Below are 16,577 nucleotides of genomic sequence, written 5' to 3'. Positions count from 1 at the left end.
TCATACCATGACTGTGACTGAGGCCACGCGCACCATCGTGCTCCCTTCAGGGGAGCATGTTCCAATGCTTGGCCAAGGGACTTGGCATATGGCCGAGAATCCGCTGAACCGGACCAACGAGATCAACGCGCTGCGCCTCGGGATCGATCTCGGCATGAGCCTGATCGATACGGCCGAAATGTATGCGGACGGCGGCGCCGAAAGACTCGTCGGCGAGGCTATCAAGGGCCGGCGAGACGAAGTCTTTCTGGTGAGCAAGCTGTTGCCTCAAAATGGTACCCGGCACGGTACGATGGCCGCTTGCGACCGAAGCCTGGCTCGGCTTCGAGTGAATGAGATCGACCTCTATCTTCTGCATTGGCGAGGGCTGATTCCTCTGGAAGAGACTCTCGACGCCTTCGAAACTCTGGTGGGCGCGGGCAAGATCCGGTACTGGGGTGTCAGCAATTTCGACCTCGATGACATGCAGGAACTCGTCGACTTGCCCGATGGTTCGAACGTCGTGGCCGATCAGGTGCTCTATAATCTCGAGCGCCGCGGGATCGAGTACGATCTTCTGCCCTGGTGCCAGCGCAGCGGTGTCCCCGTCATCGCCTACTCGCCGATCGAACAGGGCCGCATGCTGGGTCATGCGGCACTCTTGAAAATTGCGGCGCGTCTTGGCGTGACGCCGGCACAAGTGGCGCTGGCCTGGGTACTGCGCCAGGAGGGAGTTTGTGCGATACCGCAGTCGAGCAAGCCTGAGCATGTTCGCGAAAACCGTGGGGCGCTCGACGTTCGCCTGACGCCACGGGATCTAGCCGACCTCGACAAAGCCTTTCCGCCGCCAGACCGCAAGCAACCTCTTGCGTCGCATTGATTCGGGATACATCGAACCATGAGCGAAGAGGCCCGCCACGTCGTTTGCCCGCATTGCACGAGAATCAACCGTTATCCGGCCAGGAAGGATGCGCGCCGGGCAAAATGCGGACACTGCCACCAACTCCTGTTTACGGGACATCCGACGCCGGCTTCCGCTAGCACCTTTGCGACCCACATCCAGCGCAACGACATTCCCGTCGTGGTCGATTTCTGGGCGGAGTGGTGTGGGCCCTGCAAGGCTATGGCACCGGTTCTCGAGCGAGTCGCTGGCGAGTTCGAACCTGAACTTCGCTTCCTGAAGGTCGACACCGAGGCGGAAGCAGAGTTATCGGCCCACTACAACATTCGAAGCATTCCAACCCTGATGCTATTCCATAAAGGGAATGTCGTCGCGCAACGTGCAGGCGCCATCCCCGCCGAGGCATTGCGCCAATGGTTGCGTCAGCACACACCATCGGCAGCGTCCGCAGTCTGAGCCGCAGAGGGCGCTTCACGCGACCATCACGGTCTTGATGTTGACGAACTCCCGGATGCCGTAGGCGGACAATTCACGTCCATAGCCGCTTTCCTTGATGCCTCCAAACGGCAGTCTCGGATCAGAATGAACGTTGTCGTTGACAAAGACCATTCCCGCTTCGATCTCGGTTTCGGCGATTATTTCTCCACGCGCAAGATCGCCGGTGATCACGGCGCCACCAAGCCCAAACGCGGTGTCGTTCGCGACCGCAATCGCCTCGACCTCGCTTCGGGTCGGAATGATGGCCGCAACCGGGCCGAACAATTCCTCTTCATAAGCCGGCATGCCCTTGCTCACGTCGGTAATGACGGTCGGCGGATAGTAAGCGCCCGGATGATTCGGCACAGTCCCACCAAGAAGCAGGCGGGCGCCCTTCGCGACACTGGAGGTCACTTGCCGGTGTAGCGTGTCTCGCAAATCGTGCCGCGCCAGCGGGCCCATCTCTGTCCCATGCTCGAACGGGTCTCCCATTCTGGTCCGGCTCATCAGCTCAACAAAGCGTTTTTCGAAAGCCGGCCTGACTTTTTCGACCACAATGAATCGTTTGGCGGCAATGCAGCTCTGGCCCGAATTCACCAGGCGGCCTCGGGCGCAGATGGCGGCCGCCAAGTCGGGATCGGCGTCTTCGAGGACCAGATAGGGGTCGCTGCCGCCGAGCTCGAGCACTGTCTTTTTGAGCATGGCGCCGGCCTTGCTCGCGACCGCGCGCCCGGCGGCGCCGCTGCCGGTCAGAGTCACCGCGCGCACGAGCGGATGCTCGATCAGGGCCGCGACCTGCTTGCTTGCGATCATCAACGTGCGGAACAGGTTTTGGGGAAAGCCTGCGTCGCGAAAGATCTGTTCGATGGCGAGCGCGCAACCGGGCACGTTCGAGGCGTGCTTGAGCAATGCTGCATTGCCCGCCATCAGGCTCGGCGCTGCGAAGCGAAAGACCTGCCAGAATGGAAAATTCCAGGGCATGACCGCGAGAACCACGCCGATCGGATTGAACGCTACGAAAGTCGTGCGTGCCTCCGTCCGTATCGGTAGACGTGACAGGAAGTTCTCCGCGTTTTCAGCAAAGTACTCGCAAGCTTGGCACATTTTTCGGCTTCTGCAACGCCTTCTTGCAGGGGCTTTCCCATCTCCTCCGCCATCAGCTTAGCATAGTCGCGCGCATTTCTGTTGAGGATGTCGGCGGCGTTGCGCATCAGCGAAGCGCGGTGGTCGAAACCGGTTTGGCGCCAGGCGAGGTAATCCCGGTGAACCTTACCGACGACGTCTTGCACGACCTCGGTCGGCCATTCATCATACGTTGCAAACGGCTCACCGGTGGTCGGGTTGATGGATTGAAATGTCATGGCTCATTGTCCTCACATCACGCTCGGCCAGGCGGCAGTCTTGGTCATCGCCAGCTTTGGTCGACGCACGGCTTGGGTTGTTCCCCTCGATCCTGGGCCAGCGATGGATAGTCGGTATATCCCTTCTCACCACCGCCGTAGTAGGTGCTGGGATCGTCGGTGTTGAGCTCCGCGCTGAGGCGCAGACGCTCCGGCAGATCAGGGTTGGCAATGAATTTCCGGCCGAACGCGATCAGGTCGGCCCATCCCTCGCGCAGCCACCGCGCTCCGCTCTCGGCATCGAAGCCGCCTGCCGCGATCAGGGTTCCCTTGAATTTCTTGCGAACCAGCTTGGCCATGGCGAGCGCGCGCGGATCCGGGTCCTTTGCGTTCTGCATCTGCTCCAGAGCGGGATTGACCATATGCAGATAGGCGAGTTCGTATTCGCTCAGCCGTTCGGCGACATAACCAAACGTGGCTTCAGGGTTCTGGTCACCGATGTCGTTCAGTTTTCCCATCGGGGATATGCGCACGCCGATACGATCCGGTCCCCAGATCGGCGTCAGGGCCTCAACGATTTCGAACAGCAGGCGGGCGCGGTTTTCCACTGGGCCACCATAGGTGTCATTGCGTCGATTGGTGCCGCTCTCAATGAACTGATCGAGCAGATAGCCGTTCGCCGCATGAATCTCCACGCCGTCGAAATCGGCCGCCACCGCATTCTTTGCGGCGCGCACGTATTGCGCCACTACGTAGGGCATCTCCTCGATATCGAGAGCGCGGGGGCGTACAAAGGGAACGAGCGTGCCTTCGCCGCGCTCATTTTCGATGAAGGCCTTTCCAGCCGGGATAATGGCTGACGGAGCGACGGGCAGCATGTTGTCTGGCTGTAGCGCCGGATGTGAAATACGGCCGACGTGCCAGAGCTGGCAGAACATCAATCCTGCCGACTGATGCACCGCGTCGGTGATGCGCCGCCACGCCTCAACCTGCTCGCGGCTGTGGATGCCAGGTGTCCAGGCATAGCCCTGACCCTGCATGGACACCTGCGTCGCCTCGCTGACAATCAGCGCGGCCGAGGCGCGCTGCGCATAGTAACAGGCCGCGAGCGAGCCCGGCACGTTGCCAGGCTGACGGGCACGCGAGCGCGTCAGCGGCGCCATCACCACGCGATGCGGCAGATTGAATGGACCAAGGCGGTAAGGCTGGAACAGCGGTCCGGCATCCCTCTCCCGGCTCGGTTCTTGCGTTGATATCGTGGTCACCATATCATCCATCGGGCTGCTCCTGGCAAAGGCAAATCTCGCTTGATGCTAGCCACGCGGAAGACGCTCCTCACTGACGATCGTCAACCAAATGGCTCCGAGCCAAATCACGGCCAAGGGGCAAGAGTGTTGCGTCGTGTCAGCCGCCCGTCACGGCGAGCACGGCTTCTTTGATCTTGGCGAGTGCAAAGCGCCCGACCTGCCCCAAATCGACATGAGGCAGGTTGGGCATCTCGTCGGCGACCACCACGGCCTCCACGATCGCTGGTCCTTCGACGGTGAACGCCTCGGCCAGTGCCGACATCAGCTGCGCTGGAGTTCTGGCCACGAAGCCATGACCGCCGCAGGCGCGCGCCAGCGCGGCAAAGTCCGGATTGGGAAACTCGATTGCCCGACGGAACGGCACCAGACCGACGCTCTCGGCCTCCAACGTGATCAGGCCAAGCGCTGAATTGTTGTAGACGACAATCTTGACTGGCAGCTTGTGTTGGACTGCTGTGAGGAATTCGCCCATCAGCATGTTGAAGCCGCCGTCGCCAGTCATCGCGATCACCTGACGCGACCGATCCAGGGCCTGCACGCCGTTGGCCTGCCCAAGCGCTGTCCCGACGGCCGCATTGTTGAAGGAGCCGATGATCCGCTGCGTGCCGGTCTGGCGGATCCAGTTGGCCGACCACAGCGTATTCAACCCGGTATCGAGAACGAAGATCGCATCAGGGCGGGCGAGATCGCCGGCCGCGCGCGCTACCGCCTGTGGATGAAGATTGTCCTTGCTGCGCCGCAGGTCGGCCTGCTTGTCGAGCATCTCGTCCCATTTCCGACGCTCTTTCGTGACTAGGTCCCAGAACAGGCCGTCAGTTTTCGGAGCGACCTTGCCAAGCAACAGCGCCAGCGTCGGCCGCGCCGAGCCAGTGACGCCAAGCGTCGTCGGCGCGCGCCGGCCCAGTACCTGCGGCCGCTCGTCGATCTGAATCACTTTGTCCTGGTCGGGTAGGAAATTGGAGTAGGGGTAATCGGTGCCGACCATCAGCAAAAGCTCGCAATCCTGGACGGCTTCGTAGACCGGCTTGGTCCCGATCATGCCGAGCCCGCCCATCCAGCGGGGGTCGTCATAGGCCATCAACTCCTTGCCGCGAAGCGAATGGACCAGGGGTGCCCTGAGATGGTCCGAGAGGTTACGCAGTTCGTCGATGGCGCCGTGACAGCCGGCGCCGCACATGATCACGATACGGTCGACGGCATCGATGCGGCGCGCCATCGCGGCAATGTCCTGCCCGCTCGCCGCAAATTCGGGCCGCCGTTTGAGCGTGGCGATGCTGGAGACGCTGCCTTCGGCTTTCGCGGCTAGCACGTCCTGGGGAAGCGTCAGATGCGCAACACCAGGCCCGGCATAGGCCGCGGCGATCGCCTGATGAATGACCGCTGGCGCTTGCGCCGCGGTCGCGATGGTTTCGGTGTAAAGCGAGACGTCGCGAAACAAGAGATCGGGCTCGGTACTCTGGATGTAGTCGCTGCCATGGAACCTGCGCGGCATGTCGCCCGAGAGTGCTAGCACGGGCGCATGGTCGCGGCAGGCCTCATAAAGACCGGCAACGAGATGGTTGCTGCCCGGGCCCGTTGTGCCCGCGCATACCGTGAGTTGTCCGGTCAGCTTGGCTTGTCCGGCGGCTGCCAGCGCCGCGCCTTCCTCGTGCCTGACTCCGATCCATTCGATCCTGCTGCGACGCACGGCGTCGGCAAGCGGATTGAGTGAGTCGCCGATCAAGCCGAAGATATGCCTGACGCCGATCTGCTCTAGCGTGCCAACCAGAACGTCCGCGACTGTCCTTGACATCTTGCGCTCCCTTATCGGCAACTCGCTTTTCCGGAGGATGAATAGCCATTTCGTGCCGCGACGATGTTGTATGTGCCTTGATGGGTGTCAACGTCACCTGCGGGTCTGACCTATAAAGCGGAGCAGCAGGACAACTGGTCTGGCCACGATGCAGCCCAATGACACAATCACGCTGGTTGAGGCTTACGATACGATGCGGATCTTCGTGGAGGCTGTATGGCGTCGCGTGGACAGGCCCCAGGAGGAGGTCGCATTCTTGCTCGCCGGGTTGAAATGGGCCGACGGAGCGCCGGTCGATCCAGCCATGTGGCAGGACTGGGTGGCGGCGGTGCACAGCGTGACGAAAGAAGCAATCGACCGACCCTAGTCTATCCGACGCGGTCTGCATCACGCTTGGCCTCGGCCTCGCGCTGGACCTCGCCAAACGGCAGGCGTATCCCAGTCTCAGTGAGACCCTGGTTGGTGATTAGAAGACTGGCAGCGCACAAAGGGCGCTTGCTTGTCTCACCAAGAGCACTCGCTACCAGAGTTTATTGGGATGGCGGCGTTTCCGGACATATCAATTGATAGCCGTCAAGGTACGGCAGGGCATGACGATGTGAGAACGTGGCGGGGTCTGTGATCTTACAAGGGCTCGCATCATGCTCACCACAATCTGTCGTCTCTACGATATTTACGTCGATGCCGACCGCATCATCCTCTTGTTGGAGGTTTCTGGTGCTCCGATTGCAGACAGCAGCCTGATTTCCAACAATTGCGATATCTGGTACCGCGGCCCAGTGGGGCTTCACGTGGTGCCTTTGCGCAAGCAGGGCGAACACGGCAGCGCAGGACTGAGGATCGAGGGTGCTGCGATCGGCGCAAGCGCGGCAATTGCCGCGAGCTTTGTCACCATACTTGCCGTGCCAGGGGTCGGACCTGTGGTCCGGGCCGGTCGGCTCGCGGCAATGCTGGGCAGCAGGGCGATTGGTGGGGCAAGCGGCAGCCTTCCGGGCGTGCTGACGAACGCAGGAATCAACGAAGAAGATGCGCAAGTTCTGGCCGAGGGCGTGAGGCGCGGTGGAACGCTCGTGTCCACGCGGGTAGCGCGGGAAGATGCACCGCGCATCGAAGCGCTGATGAGCCGCAACGCGGCAGATCTTCGCCAGCGGAGTGGAATCTATCGTAAGGCCGGCCGGCTCGCCTTCGATCCCGACGCGGCGCCCTACACCGCCGATCAGGTCCACTGCGAACGCGCTCTGCACGCCCGCCGAGTCGTCTCTTGAGGTGCGAGACGATCGGAAGCGATGTCGTATTGCACCCGCAGCAACGGAGCAAACTTACAGGAGCGAGCTATGAGCTATTATGTCCCTAATGATCCCCGATCATCGTTCGGAATGGCGCCGGAAGCTCGTATCGAAGCCGGGCTGCGCCAGCACATGCAGCGCGTCTACGGCTATATGGCAGGTGGGCTGATAGTGACCGGTCTCGTCGCCTATGGCGCCGCCGTTTCCGGCTTCTATCAGGCCATTGCCGGCACGCCGCTGCTCTGGATCGTCATGCTGGCGCCGCTCGGTTTCGTGCTGGTTTTGAGCTTCGGGATCGAACGCATCAGTACCGGCACCGCGATCTTGCTGTTCTGGATCTACGCCGCCATCATGGGGCTGTCGCTGGGCGGCATCTTTCTGGTCTTCACCGGAACTTCGATCGCACGCGTATTCTTCATCACGGCCGCAACCTTCGGTGCACTGAGTCTCTACGGATTTACAACGGGTGCCGATCTCTCGAGGTTCGGGTCGTTTCTGTTCATGGGCCTGATCGGCATTGTGATCGCCTCGCTGGTGAACATCTTCATCAGATCGGACGCCGTCCAGTTCGTGATCTCGATCGTCGGCGTGATCCTGTTTGTGGGCCTCACCGCCTACGATACGCAGCGCATCAAAGCTATGTATCTGGAATCCGATACGGAGGAGTTGGCTGGCAAGAAGGCCGTGATTGGGGCGCTGGCGCTTTACCTCGACTTCATCAATCTCTTCATGCTGCTGCTGCAATTGTTCGGCCAGCGGCGTCAGAATTGATCCGGGAGCCGGCATAGATGGCGGCGCATTCCGATCGTGCTCGGTCGTTCTATTTCCTCGCTGATGACATGCCTGCTCGTGAGAGCCTACTCAGCCTGGTGCTGTGGGCTCTCAACCTCTGATCGGGGCTATGCTCGTCATGATCCGACATTTATCGGCCCTTCCAAAAAAGTCCAGACGTTCGTTGACGGACGCCAATGCTGAAACGGCTGTGAATCACTAGGCTGGTGCTCCGATGGGTCCGAGACCAGCCAGAATGAGAGTCAGGAGATTCATCGCGGCAATAGCAGGTGGAGATCTTTGATGAAGAAGAACCTAATCACGATCGGGGTGGCCGCCACAGTTGCGGCGGGCGCTGCCATTTCCCCGACGGCCGCGCAGGCGCGATGGCATCGCGGCTTTCCCGTCGCTCCCGTTGTAGGTGGCCTGGCGGCCGGAGCATTGCTTGGCGCCGCCCTCGCTGCGCCGCATTATTACTATGGCTACGAGCCCGCCTACTACGGGTCGCGCTGCGTCTTCCGGCGTGAACGCTTCTGGGATGGATGGGGCTGGCATGTGCGCCGCGTCGAGGACTGCTACTGACACCCGGACACGGTTTGTCTCTTTTGCAGGAAACTTTCGATGATCAAAGACATCATCGTCAATCTGGAGCATGACGTTTCACGGGACCGGGCGCGCGATTTCGCGATCACAGTCGGGGAAACGTTCGACGCCCATATTGCAGGCGTGGCCTTTGCTTATGAACCGGAATTTCCAGGCTATGTCATGCTTGAGATTCCGCCCGATATCGTCGCGGCAATGGTGGAGGACAGCAAGAAAGCCGCTGAGGCGGCAATCAGGCGGTTCGACGAGGCCGCAAGACGGAGCCTGTTGTCGGCGGAACATCGTCTTGTCAGGACCGTAGGAGCGGAAGCTCCCACGTTGTTCGCAGCGCTCGCCCGGCGCTTCGATCTCAGCATATTCCTGCAGTCGAGCCCGGACGGGGCAGCCAATGACGATATAATCGAGAGCTCGCTGTTTGAGACGGGACGTCCGGTCGTCGTTGTGCCCTACATCCACAAGGACGGATTGAAGCTCGACCGCGTGGTGTGCTGCTGGGACGGCGGGCGAGCGGCAGCGCGGGCGATTAACGACGCGCTGCCGCTGCTGGCCAAGGCGGCCAAAGTCGATCTGCTGATCATCGAGAATGACAAGACCAAGAACGAAACCACCGAGATTCGCGGGGTCCAAATGGCAAGCCATTTGGCGCGCCACGACGTCAATGTCGAGATCGAGATCATCCCAGCGCCGGATATAGACGTAGCGGACGCGATCCTGTCTCACGTCGCGGATGAATCGGGAACCCTGATCGTGATGGGCGGCTACGGTCATGCCAAGCTCCGCGAGATCATTCTCGGCGGCGTCACCCGTGCCATCCTTAAGTCGATGACGGTTCCGGTCTTCATGTCGCACTGAATGCACCGTCAGCGATCCGCCGGCTCGGAGGTTTCATGCGGACCGGTCTATATGCATTCGCGATCGCCGCGGCGTTCCTGGGTGCGGCGATCTATATCGGCCTGGTGGAGCATCCGGCGCGGCTCAAGCTCGGCGCCCGTGCCATGATCCGCGAATGGGTGGTGAGCGATCACCGCGGCACGATCTTGCTGACCACTCTTTCGCTGCTTTCGGCGGCTCTCGCCTTCATCCAGTTTCGGATCAGCGGTGACGTGCGCTGGATTATCGGGGGGCTCGCGATCCTGACAAGCTGGCCCTATGAGTACTACGTGCTGGTCCCTTTGAGCATCTGGCTCTACGCCGTTCCGCCCGAAAGGGCATCTGCGCCGGCGCGCAAGTTGATGCGGGATTGGGGCGTGCTCGAATGGGGTTACGCCCTGATAGGGCTGGCCGCCTGCGGCGCATTTGCATGGGCGCTCCAGCCGTTACCGTGATTGACGGTCGTCAACGCTCTTCCGCAACGAAGCCGCGAATATTGCAAAAGCGTTTATCACCCATCGAGGACCCGATGCTTCACATTGATATTCCAACCATTGCGGACTTCAGGGACCTTGCACAGCTCAGAGTCCAGTCTTGTGTTTCCCTGTACATGCCGACGTCCCGCCTTGGCGAGAAGGCCGAATCCAACCGCACGTTGTTCAGGGATCTTGTGAAGGAGGCGCTCGCGCAGCTGAACGATGCCGGCACCGACAAGCGCGTCATCGAGGCGTTCCAAGGGCGCTTCGAGCAACTCGCCGGGGGCGAACGAGACCCGGAGCAGGACAAGGTCCGGCAGCGACAGCGGGCGAAGCCAGACGAGAGCCTTTCGTTCTGGCACCATCAAGCCAACGGGCTTGCGGTGCTTGCCGTCCCCGAAACGTTGCGAACCTTCCGGCTGGCGGAAGCGCCAAAGCCGCTGGCAGAGGTCGCGGATCGTTTCCATTTGACGCCCCTGCTGCGGTCGATGACCTCGCGGCACGATGCTTTCGTGCTTGCGCTGGCGGAAGAAAGCGTCCGGCTGATTCACGTCTTTGTCAATTTCCCGCCGTTGCGGGTACCGGTTCCGGGATTGGCGAAGAATGCGGAGGAAGCGACGCATCGTCCATCGTTTCACGTCCGAGCGCCGCGCGGACACCTGCAGAACCTCGAAGGCGAGAAAGTGCTCCTGCATCAATATGTGGAGAAAGTCGATCGCGCCGTCCGAGAAGCGCTACGCGGACATACGGCGCCGCTCATCCTCGCGGCCGTCGAGCCGCTGGCTTCCATGTTCCGCGTGGTCTGCGATTATCCGGGGCTGGCCGAGGAAGCCTTGGGAGGCAATCCAGATCGAATCACCGATGCCGAGATCGAGGATCGAGCAATCCCGATCCTCGATCGTCTCACTGCCCGGGAAGTCAGCGATTTGATCGCGCGATATGAGGAGCTGAAGCCGCGGCGCGCCACGACGGATGTTTCCTACGCAGCTCATGCGGCGACCGCGGGTGCGATCGAGCAACTACTTGTCGACTTCGATGCGGTGGTGCCGGGGCTCGTCAGCGATATTGACGGCAGCGTCACCTACGCCGCTTCCGATGATGCGGAAGTCTACAGCGTCGTCGACGAGGTGGCGCGGCGGGCGCTATGTACCGGGGCAAGGGTATTGGCGGCATCGCGAGAGGAACTGCCGGAGCGGGCGCCATTGACGGCGATCCTTCGCTATCAATTCCGTTGATCGCGGTCGGCTGACCCGTCTTCGGCTCGCTGTTCCGGTACCAGGACCGGTGGCTCGTCATAGCCCTTGCGGCTGCTGTAGAAGATCAGCGCCATCAATCCGATACCCACGATGAGCGAGAAGATCACGCCGAAGGCCATCGCGACATAGGCGGAGGTCGGAACATCCGCGTTATCGAACGTCAAACCCCGATAAGCCATGAAACCGGCACCTCCGAGCAGTAGCAACAACACTGCAATAACGACCCATCCGCCGACCTTCTTGGGAACCGAGATCGAATGTTTCATCTGTCGAATGATCCCGCGCGTGGAATGACTGCTAAGTCAGCCGTCATCTCGGCCGAATGCCAATGCATCCGCTGTCCGGATATTCTTGAGAAGGGAACGCAGGCCATGCAACTGATCAAGCAGGTGCAGGACGATGGCGATGCCTTCGTCGTTCACCCCAAAATCCACCTTGAGATCCTGGATGAATAGCGCCCGCGCGAGGTCCGCTTCCGAGAAATCGAACCCGGTTCTGACGCCCATCGGCAACAGCCATTCTGCTTCGATCCATGTGTTTACGACCTGCGGGTCGAGATGCGTTCGCTCGATCAACTGCCGCATTTCCATGTCCTATACTCCCATCGACTGCCGCGGACTTTCCTCCGCCGGCTGCCACCGGGCGACAAAGCCTTCGAGCTCCGGATCAGGTTTCTTGGGCAGCACAATCTTGAGCGTCACGTACTCGTCGCCCTTGCTCCCATCGGGACGAGGAACTCCGCGCCCCCTTAGCCGCAGCACGCGGCCGGTGTTCGACCATTTTGGCACCGTGGCTGCAATGGTGCCGCCAGGGGTCGGCACCGCGACCTTCGCGCCCACCACTGCTTCCTTGATTGAGATTGGCAGATCTAAATAGATGTCGTCGCCTTTGCGTTTGAAGTAAGCATGCGGGAGTACGCTGACCTCGATCAGCGCATCGCCCGGCGGGCCCCCGCTCGCAGCCGGCCGGCCCTTGCCCTTCAGCCGCAGGGTCTGTCCGTCCCGCGTTCCCGGCGGAATATTGACTTCTAGATTGCTGCCGTCGGGCAGGACCAGCGATTGCTTTCCACCATTGATGGCATCAAGGAACGAGAGTTCGAGATGATAGCGGACGTCCTGGCCACGCCTGCGGGCACGAGAGGAGCGTCCGAAGATTTCCGACAGGATATCCTCGCTGCTGGCGAAATCACCGAAATCGGCAAAACCGGAGGACGTGGTATAACCTGACCAGTCACCCTGATCGGCAAAATCCCGGTAGTAGCGCTGATGCGGCCGCTCGGTACCGGATGCGTCAATCTCGCCGCGGTCGAACTTTGCGCGTTTTTCAGGGTCGCTCAGGAGATCATAGGCGGCGGTAATCCCCTTGAATTTCTCTTCAGCGCTCGAGTTGCCGGGATTGAGGTCAGGGTGGTGCTTCTTGGCAAGACGTCGATAGGCCTTCTGGAGGTCGGCCTGGCTGACATCCTTTTTCACGCCCAGCGTCGCATAGGGATCTCCGGCCAAGGTCCGCTCCTGTCTCTACGCGCGCGGCTGCAAGGCCGCACAAACGCAACGTCATGGTTCCGTCGCCTGCGGTGGGGACGGCTGAGACTTCGCGACTGCAACGCGTGCCGGCCGCAGCAAGCGGTCGTGCAGCGAGTAGCCGTCCTCCAGCACCCCGACCACGCTGCGGGGTGGTTTGCCGGCTGCATCCACCTCAATGACGGCCTCGTGTCTCGCCGGATCGAATGGCGCATCAAGCGCATTGATCGGCTCTACGCCGAAACGCTTGAGGATTTTTGCGAGCAACTGATCGGTCGCTACGACCCCACTAACCAGGCCATCCGTCTCGGCCTTGGCCGGCTGCGCACCGCTTGCCTCGATCGCCCGATGGAGATTGTCAACAACCTCCAGCAATTCGCGGGCGAAATTGGCTATTGCATAGCGTTGCGCGTCCTCGGCGCGCCGCTCGGCCTGACGACGCGTGTTTTCGGTTTCTGCCAGCGCGCGCACCAACCGCTCTCGCAATGAAGCATTTTCGGCTGCCAGGTCTCTGGTACCCTGGTCGCCTTTCGTGTCATTGTTTGCGGCCTCGCTCGCCTGGTCCGGTTTGTTGTCGCGGACGATGTCATTCGGGTCAGCCTGGTCAACGACTTTGGACTGTCCGGCCATCTCTTGCTCCCTCTTCGCGTGAGCGCGCCTCAGGTGCGGCGCATTTGGCATCACGAGGCTCTGCGATCGCTGGGATTGACTTCCTCAAACTCGGCGTCGACCACGTCATCGCCGCCGGAAGAGCTGCTCCCTTGCGGGCCCTGACCGCCCGCACCCTGCGAAGCCGCCCTGTTGAGTGCCTCCCCGATCTTGGCGGCGGCCTGCTGCAACCGCTGCGTCGCCTGCTGGATCGACGCGACATTTTCGGAATTCAGGCTCTGCCTCGCGTCGGCGATGGCCTGCTCGACCTGCTGCTTGACGTCGGCAGGAATCTTGCCCTCCGCATCCTTGAGCGCCTTCTCCGTGCTGTAGATCGCCGCATCGCACTGGTTGCGCGCTTCGACAAGCTCCTTGCGATGCTTGTCTTCTTCGGCGTGCGCCTCAGCCTCCTTGACCATCTTCTGGATGTCGGCCTCACTCAGGCCGCCGGATGCTTGGATCCGGATGCTCTGTTCCTTGCCGCTGGCCTTATCCTTCGCCGAGACGTTGACGATGCCGTTGGCGTCGATGTCGAATGTCACCTCGATTTGCGGAACACCGCGCGGCGCCGGCGGGATTCCGACCAGATCAAATTGCCCCAACAGCTTGTTGTCCGCCGCCATTTCGCGCTCGCCCTGGAAGACGCGTATGGTGACAGCGGTCTGGTTATCTTCTGCCGTCGAGAACACCTGACTCTTTTTGGTTGGAATTGTGGTGTTGCGATCGATTAGTTTCGTCATCACGCCGCCCAGGGTTTCGATACCGAGTGACAAGGGTGTGACGTCGAGCAGCAGGACGTCCTTGACGTCACCTTGCAGCACCCCGGCCTGGATCGCGGCGCCGATTGCGACGACTTCGTCCGGATTGACACCCTTGTGGGGTTCGCGGCCGAACAACTTCTGCACGGTATCCTGTACCTTCGGCATGCGCGTCTGGCCGCCGACCAGCACCACTTCGTTGATATCGGAGGCCTGCAGACCCGAATCCTTCAGAGCAGCCTGGCACGGTCCGATCGTTCGCTCGACCAAGTCATCGACGAGCGCCTCGAGCTTTGCCCGGGAAAGCTTTATGTTGAGATGTTTGGGCCCGTTCTGGTCGGCGGTAATGAACGGCAGATTAACGTCCGTCTGGGTCGCGCTGGAGAGCTCGATCTTGGCTTTCTCGGCCGCATCCTTGAGCCGCTGCAGCGCCAGGCGATCCTTTCGCAGGTCGATGCCGTTCTCCCTGCGGAACTCGTCGGCGAGATAGTCTATGATGCGCTTGTCGAAATCTTCGCCGCCGAGGAAAGTGTCGCCGTTGGTTGCCTTGACCTCGAACACACCGTCGCCGACTTCGAGAATGGATACGTCGAACGTGCCGCCGCCGAGATCGTACACGGCGATCTTGGCATTCCCTTTCTTGTCGAGGCCGTATGCAAGGGCAGCCGCCGTGGGCTCGTTGATGATGCGTAACACCTCGAGACCCGCGATCCGACCTGCATCCTTGGTTGCCTGGCGCTGGGCATCGTTGAAATAGGCGGGAACCGTAATGACGGCCTGGCTCACCTTGCTACCGAGATTGGCTTCCGCGGTTTCCTTCATCTTTGTGAGAATGAAGGCGCTGATCTGGCTTGGGCTATATTTCTTGCCTCTGACCTCGACCCAGGCATCGCCGTTGTCGCCAGGAACGATGTGGTAGGGCACCATGGTCTTGTCTTTTGCGGTAATCGGATCGTCGTAACGGCGGCCGATCAGGCGCTTAATGGCATAGATGGTATTTTCCGGATTGGTGATGCTCTGGCGCTTGGCCGGCTGTCCTACCAGCACCTCCCCATCATCCGTAAAGGCGACCATGGAAGGCGTCGTGCGCCCTCCCTCAGCATTCTCGATAACTCGCGCCTTGTTGCCTTCCATCACGGCGACACAGGAGTTTGTGGTTCCGAGATCAATCCCGATTGCTTTCGCCATAGCTACTCTCCTTCAACGTCCATTCGGTCGCCTTCTGCGCTTGCGCCAACGCCGCAATGCATTCCCGCGGGACGCGCACTTGGCGCGGAGGGGGCGCGCGCCAGACGCGTCCCGCGAGAAACCGCCCGCCGGGCCTCAGGCGGCTTGCTTCGTGGTTTGCTTTGCATCCTCCTTGACCTCGATCTTCTTCGGCTCCGGTTTGGCCGGTTTCGGGATCGTGATCTTCAGGACGCCGTTCGACATCATGGCTTCCACCTTCGAGGGGTCGACGCCGGCGGGCAGCTGCAGCACGCGCATGAACACGCCGTAGCTGCGCTCGCTGTGCTGGACATTCTTGTCCTTCTGGTCCTCCTCGATCTTCTTCTCGCCGCGAATCGTGAGGGTATCGTCCTCAATGGATATATCGACGTCCTTGCGCTCGAGGCCGGGCATCTCCGCGCTGACCTCGATTGCCTTGTCGGTTTCCGCAATGTCGATATTGGGGATGAGTTTCGCCGGCGCACCATTGGCACCCGTGCCCTGCGCAAATTCGTTGAAGAGGCGGTCGATTTCCCGATGCAGGCCGAACAATCCGAAGCCCGGTTGCATCAGCGCGCCGGTCTCACGAAAGGGGACAAGTGATGGTAGTCTCATGGAGCTCTCCGTTGCTGGTTGGTCTTGCTTGGATCTTGTCGTAGTCAGGTTGTGGTCAGGGGCTGACCACGATCCGGTCTTCGACGTGCGTCACACCGGGCGCCGACCAGGCAACACGCTCGGCTTCTTCTCGCTCAGTCCAGGAGCGGACGGTGCCCTTCAGGATCACCTCGCTGCCTTTTGCTTCGACCGTAATGCGATTGGCATCGACCTCAGCGCTGCGCTTAAATGCTTCCTGAATCTTGCGCTGAATGTCGGTAGGTTGCACCGCCGGCTTCAGCTGAATGACGTTGGTAACATCCTTCACGCCCTTGATCTTCCGCACCGCGTTTTCGGCTGTCGTCTTCTGGTATTGCCATTCGGCTGAGCCTTCGAGCGTGATCCAGCCGTCCTTGACGATCACCTTGATCTTGTCATGAGAGATCGGCAGTTGTGATTTCAACGCGGCAACCGCATCGCGTGCAATATCGGGATCGGGCCGCTGGTCGATTTCGGGGAGGCGCACCTCGATGTCGTTGGCAACGGCATGAACCCCGGCTACTCGCTTCGCGGCGGCTTCGGCCTCAAGGCGATCAGTGTAGCTACGGGTGAAGCCCGCTAGCGTAACGACGCCATCCTTGACCGAGACGGCGATGTTCTCGGCATTGAGATCAGGGGCCCATCGCAATTCTTCAAGAACGTCCCGTTCGATTTCGCTGTCAGACTTCATGATTGGCTCCATAGTGGACTGGGAGGAAGACAACTCGGCCGATGATCCCGCCGATTGAACATT

18 protein-coding genes and 1 pseudogene are annotated in these 16,577 nt (G+C 60.9%); 9 read left to right on the top strand and 10 right to left on the bottom strand.

Translation table 11 applies throughout. The features are described 5' to 3' along the window. Nucleotides 1–13: 13 nt before the first annotated feature. The gene (locus tag ALC15_RS02445; protein ID WP_430649133.1) at nt 14–859 is read left to right on the top strand and encodes an aldo/keto reductase; all 846 of its coding nucleotides are present in this window, start codon (nt 14–16) and stop codon (nt 857–859) included. Between the two features lie 18 nt (nt 860–877). Further along, on the top strand, nt 878–1,336 hold the full coding sequence (gene trxC, locus ALC15_RS02440) for a thioredoxin TrxC (RefSeq protein WP_050625916.1): 459 nt from the start codon (nt 878–880) through the stop codon (nt 1,334–1,336). A gap of 15 nt (nt 1,337–1,351) precedes the next feature. Here the strand turns inward: trxC and ALC15_RS02435 are convergent. The 3 genes and pseudogenes from ALC15_RS02435 to ALC15_RS02425 form a co-directional block, all read right to left on the bottom strand. Beyond that, nucleotides 1,352–2,718, bottom strand: a pseudogene (locus ALC15_RS02435) (NAD-dependent succinate-semialdehyde dehydrogenase). Nucleotides 2,719–2,762: 44 nt separating this feature from the next. Next, nucleotides 2,763–3,965, bottom strand: a complete 1,203-nt coding sequence (locus tag ALC15_RS02430) for an alkene reductase (RefSeq protein ID WP_050626095.1) — start codon at nt 3,963–3,965, stop codon at nt 2,763–2,765. Between the two features lie 136 nt (nt 3,966–4,101). Beyond that, nucleotides 4,102–5,796 (bottom strand): thiamine pyrophosphate-dependent enzyme, encoded by a 1,695-nt coding sequence (locus ALC15_RS02425; RefSeq protein ID WP_050625915.1) that lies wholly within the window; start codon nt 5,794–5,796, stop codon nt 4,102–4,104. A gap of 148 nt (nt 5,797–5,944) precedes the next feature. On the opposite strand from ALC15_RS02425, the gene ALC15_RS02420 reads away from it, so the two are divergent. The 7 genes from ALC15_RS02420 (at nt 5,945) to ALC15_RS02390 (ending at nt 11,037) form a co-directional block, all read left to right on the top strand. Then, nucleotides 5,945–6,163, top strand: a complete 219-nt coding sequence (locus ALC15_RS02420) for a hypothetical protein (protein WP_050625914.1) — start codon at nt 5,945–5,947, stop codon at nt 6,161–6,163. A 274-nt stretch (nt 6,164–6,437) separates the two neighbouring features. Then, entirely contained in the window at nt 6,438–7,061 is a 624-nt protein-coding gene (locus ALC15_RS02415) for a hypothetical protein (protein WP_050625913.1), read from the top strand. Between the two features lie 69 nt (nt 7,062–7,130). Continuing rightward, nucleotides 7,131–7,853 carry a Bax inhibitor-1/YccA family protein gene (locus ALC15_RS02410; RefSeq protein ID WP_063781770.1) on the top strand — a complete coding sequence of 241 codons (723 nt, stop codon included), beginning with the start codon at nt 7,131–7,133 and terminating at the stop codon, nt 7,851–7,853. Nucleotides 7,854–8,156: 303 nt separating this feature from the next. After that, the gene (locus ALC15_RS02405; protein WP_050625911.1) at nt 8,157–8,435 is read left to right on the top strand and encodes a hypothetical protein; all 279 of its coding nucleotides are present in this window, start codon (nt 8,157–8,159) and stop codon (nt 8,433–8,435) included. 39 nt (nt 8,436–8,474) lie between these two features. Then, a complete protein-coding gene (locus tag ALC15_RS02400) occupies nt 8,475–9,308 on the top strand; it encodes a universal stress protein (RefSeq protein WP_050625910.1) in 834 nt (277 codons plus the stop codon). 35 nt (nt 9,309–9,343) lie between these two features. Then, nucleotides 9,344–9,781 (top strand): DUF1772 domain-containing protein, encoded by a 438-nt coding sequence (locus ALC15_RS02395; RefSeq protein WP_050625909.1) that lies wholly within the window; start codon nt 9,344–9,346, stop codon nt 9,779–9,781. Between the two features lie 74 nt (nt 9,782–9,855). After that, a complete protein-coding gene (locus tag ALC15_RS02390; RefSeq protein ID WP_063781769.1) occupies nt 9,856–11,037 on the top strand; it encodes a baeRF11 domain-containing protein in 1,182 nt (393 codons plus the stop codon). On the opposite strand, the gene ALC15_RS02385 is transcribed toward ALC15_RS02390, so the two are convergent. The 7 genes from ALC15_RS02385 to ALC15_RS02355 all read right to left on the bottom strand — a co-directional run bounded on the left by ALC15_RS02385 (nt 11,025) and on the right by ALC15_RS02355 (nt 16,514). Next, nucleotides 11,025–11,324, bottom strand: coding sequence for a hypothetical protein (locus ALC15_RS02385; protein WP_050625907.1), 300 nt, complete (start codon nt 11,322–11,324; stop codon nt 11,025–11,027). The two genes, ALC15_RS02390 and ALC15_RS02385, sit on opposite strands and share 13 nt — an antisense overlap. A 36-nt stretch (nt 11,325–11,360) precedes the next feature. Further along, a complete protein-coding gene (locus ALC15_RS02380) occupies nt 11,361–11,648 on the bottom strand; it encodes a chaperone modulator CbpM (RefSeq protein ID WP_050625906.1) in 288 nt (95 codons plus the stop codon). A gap of 3 nt (nt 11,649–11,651) precedes the next feature. Continuing rightward, nucleotides 11,652–12,560, bottom strand: a complete 909-nt coding sequence (locus tag ALC15_RS02375) for a DnaJ C-terminal domain-containing protein (RefSeq protein ID WP_050625905.1) — start codon at nt 12,558–12,560, stop codon at nt 11,652–11,654. A 51-nt stretch (nt 12,561–12,611) separates the two neighbouring features. Continuing rightward, the gene (locus ALC15_RS02370) at nt 12,612–13,208 is read right to left on the bottom strand and encodes a nucleotide exchange factor GrpE (protein WP_157860852.1); all 597 of its coding nucleotides are present in this window, start codon (nt 13,206–13,208) and stop codon (nt 12,612–12,614) included. Nucleotides 13,209–13,258: 50 nt separating this feature from the next. After that, complete coding sequence (dnaK, locus tag ALC15_RS02365; RefSeq protein ID WP_050625903.1) at nt 13,259–15,172, bottom strand: molecular chaperone DnaK; 1,914 nt, start codon at nt 15,170–15,172, stop codon at nt 13,259–13,261. 135 nt (nt 15,173–15,307) lie between these two features. Beyond that, on the bottom strand, nt 15,308–15,805 hold the full coding sequence (locus ALC15_RS02360) for an Hsp20/alpha crystallin family protein (protein WP_063781768.1): 498 nt from the start codon (nt 15,803–15,805) through the stop codon (nt 15,308–15,310). Nucleotides 15,806–15,860: 55 nt separating this feature from the next. Continuing rightward, on the bottom strand, nt 15,861–16,514 hold the full coding sequence (locus tag ALC15_RS02355) for a BON domain-containing protein (RefSeq protein WP_050626094.1): 654 nt from the start codon (nt 16,512–16,514) through the stop codon (nt 15,861–15,863). Nucleotides 16,515–16,577 lie beyond the last annotated feature (63 nt).

The sequence above is a fragment of the Bradyrhizobium viridifuturi genome, from assembly GCF_001238275.1.
In the GTDB taxonomy this organism is placed as follows: domain Bacteria; phylum Pseudomonadota; class Alphaproteobacteria; order Rhizobiales; family Xanthobacteraceae; genus Bradyrhizobium; species Bradyrhizobium viridifuturi.
The sequence above is the reverse complement of the archived record's forward strand: the minus strand, read 5'-3'. Positions and strand labels throughout refer to the sequence as shown.

Bases quoted from the DNA above. Each gene is read 5' to 3' on its own strand.
- trxC (WP_050625916.1), top strand. From the start codon at position 878: ATGAGCGAAGAGGCCCGCCACGTCGTTTGCCCGCATTGCACGAGAATC.
- ALC15_RS02430 (WP_050626095.1), bottom strand. From the start codon at position 3,965: ATGGTGACCACGATATCAACGCAAGAACCGAGCCGGGAGAGGGATGCC.
- ALC15_RS02425 (WP_050625915.1), bottom strand. From the start codon at position 5,796: ATGTCAAGGACAGTCGCGGACGTTCTGGTTGGCACGCTAGAGCAGATC.
- ALC15_RS02420 (WP_050625914.1), top strand. From the start codon at position 5,945: ATGCAGCCCAATGACACAATCACGCTGGTTGAGGCTTACGATACGATG.
- ALC15_RS02415 (WP_050625913.1), top strand. From the start codon at position 6,438: ATGCTCACCACAATCTGTCGTCTCTACGATATTTACGTCGATGCCGAC.
- ALC15_RS02410 (WP_063781770.1), top strand. From the start codon at position 7,131: ATGAGCTATTATGTCCCTAATGATCCCCGATCATCGTTCGGAATGGCG.
- ALC15_RS02405 (WP_050625911.1), top strand. From the start codon at position 8,157: ATGAAGAAGAACCTAATCACGATCGGGGTGGCCGCCACAGTTGCGGCG.
- ALC15_RS02400 (WP_050625910.1), top strand. From the start codon at position 8,475: ATGATCAAAGACATCATCGTCAATCTGGAGCATGACGTTTCACGGGAC.
- ALC15_RS02395 (WP_050625909.1), top strand. From the start codon at position 9,344: ATGCGGACCGGTCTATATGCATTCGCGATCGCCGCGGCGTTCCTGGGT.
- ALC15_RS02390 (WP_063781769.1), top strand. From the start codon at position 9,856: ATGCTTCACATTGATATTCCAACCATTGCGGACTTCAGGGACCTTGCA.
- ALC15_RS02385 (WP_050625907.1), bottom strand. From the start codon at position 11,324: ATGAAACATTCGATCTCGGTTCCCAAGAAGGTCGGCGGATGGGTCGTT.
- ALC15_RS02380 (WP_050625906.1), bottom strand. From the start codon at position 11,648: ATGGAAATGCGGCAGTTGATCGAGCGAACGCATCTCGACCCGCAGGTC.
- ALC15_RS02370 (WP_157860852.1), bottom strand. From the start codon at position 13,208: ATGGCCGGACAGTCCAAAGTCGTTGACCAGGCTGACCCGAATGACATC.
- dnaK (WP_050625903.1), bottom strand. From the start codon at position 15,172: ATGGCGAAAGCAATCGGGATTGATCTCGGAACCACAAACTCCTGTGTC.
- ALC15_RS02360 (WP_063781768.1), bottom strand. From the start codon at position 15,805: ATGAGACTACCATCACTTGTCCCCTTTCGTGAGACCGGCGCGCTGATG.
- ALC15_RS02355 (WP_050626094.1), bottom strand. From the start codon at position 16,514: ATGAAGTCTGACAGCGAAATCGAACGGGACGTTCTTGAAGAATTGCGA.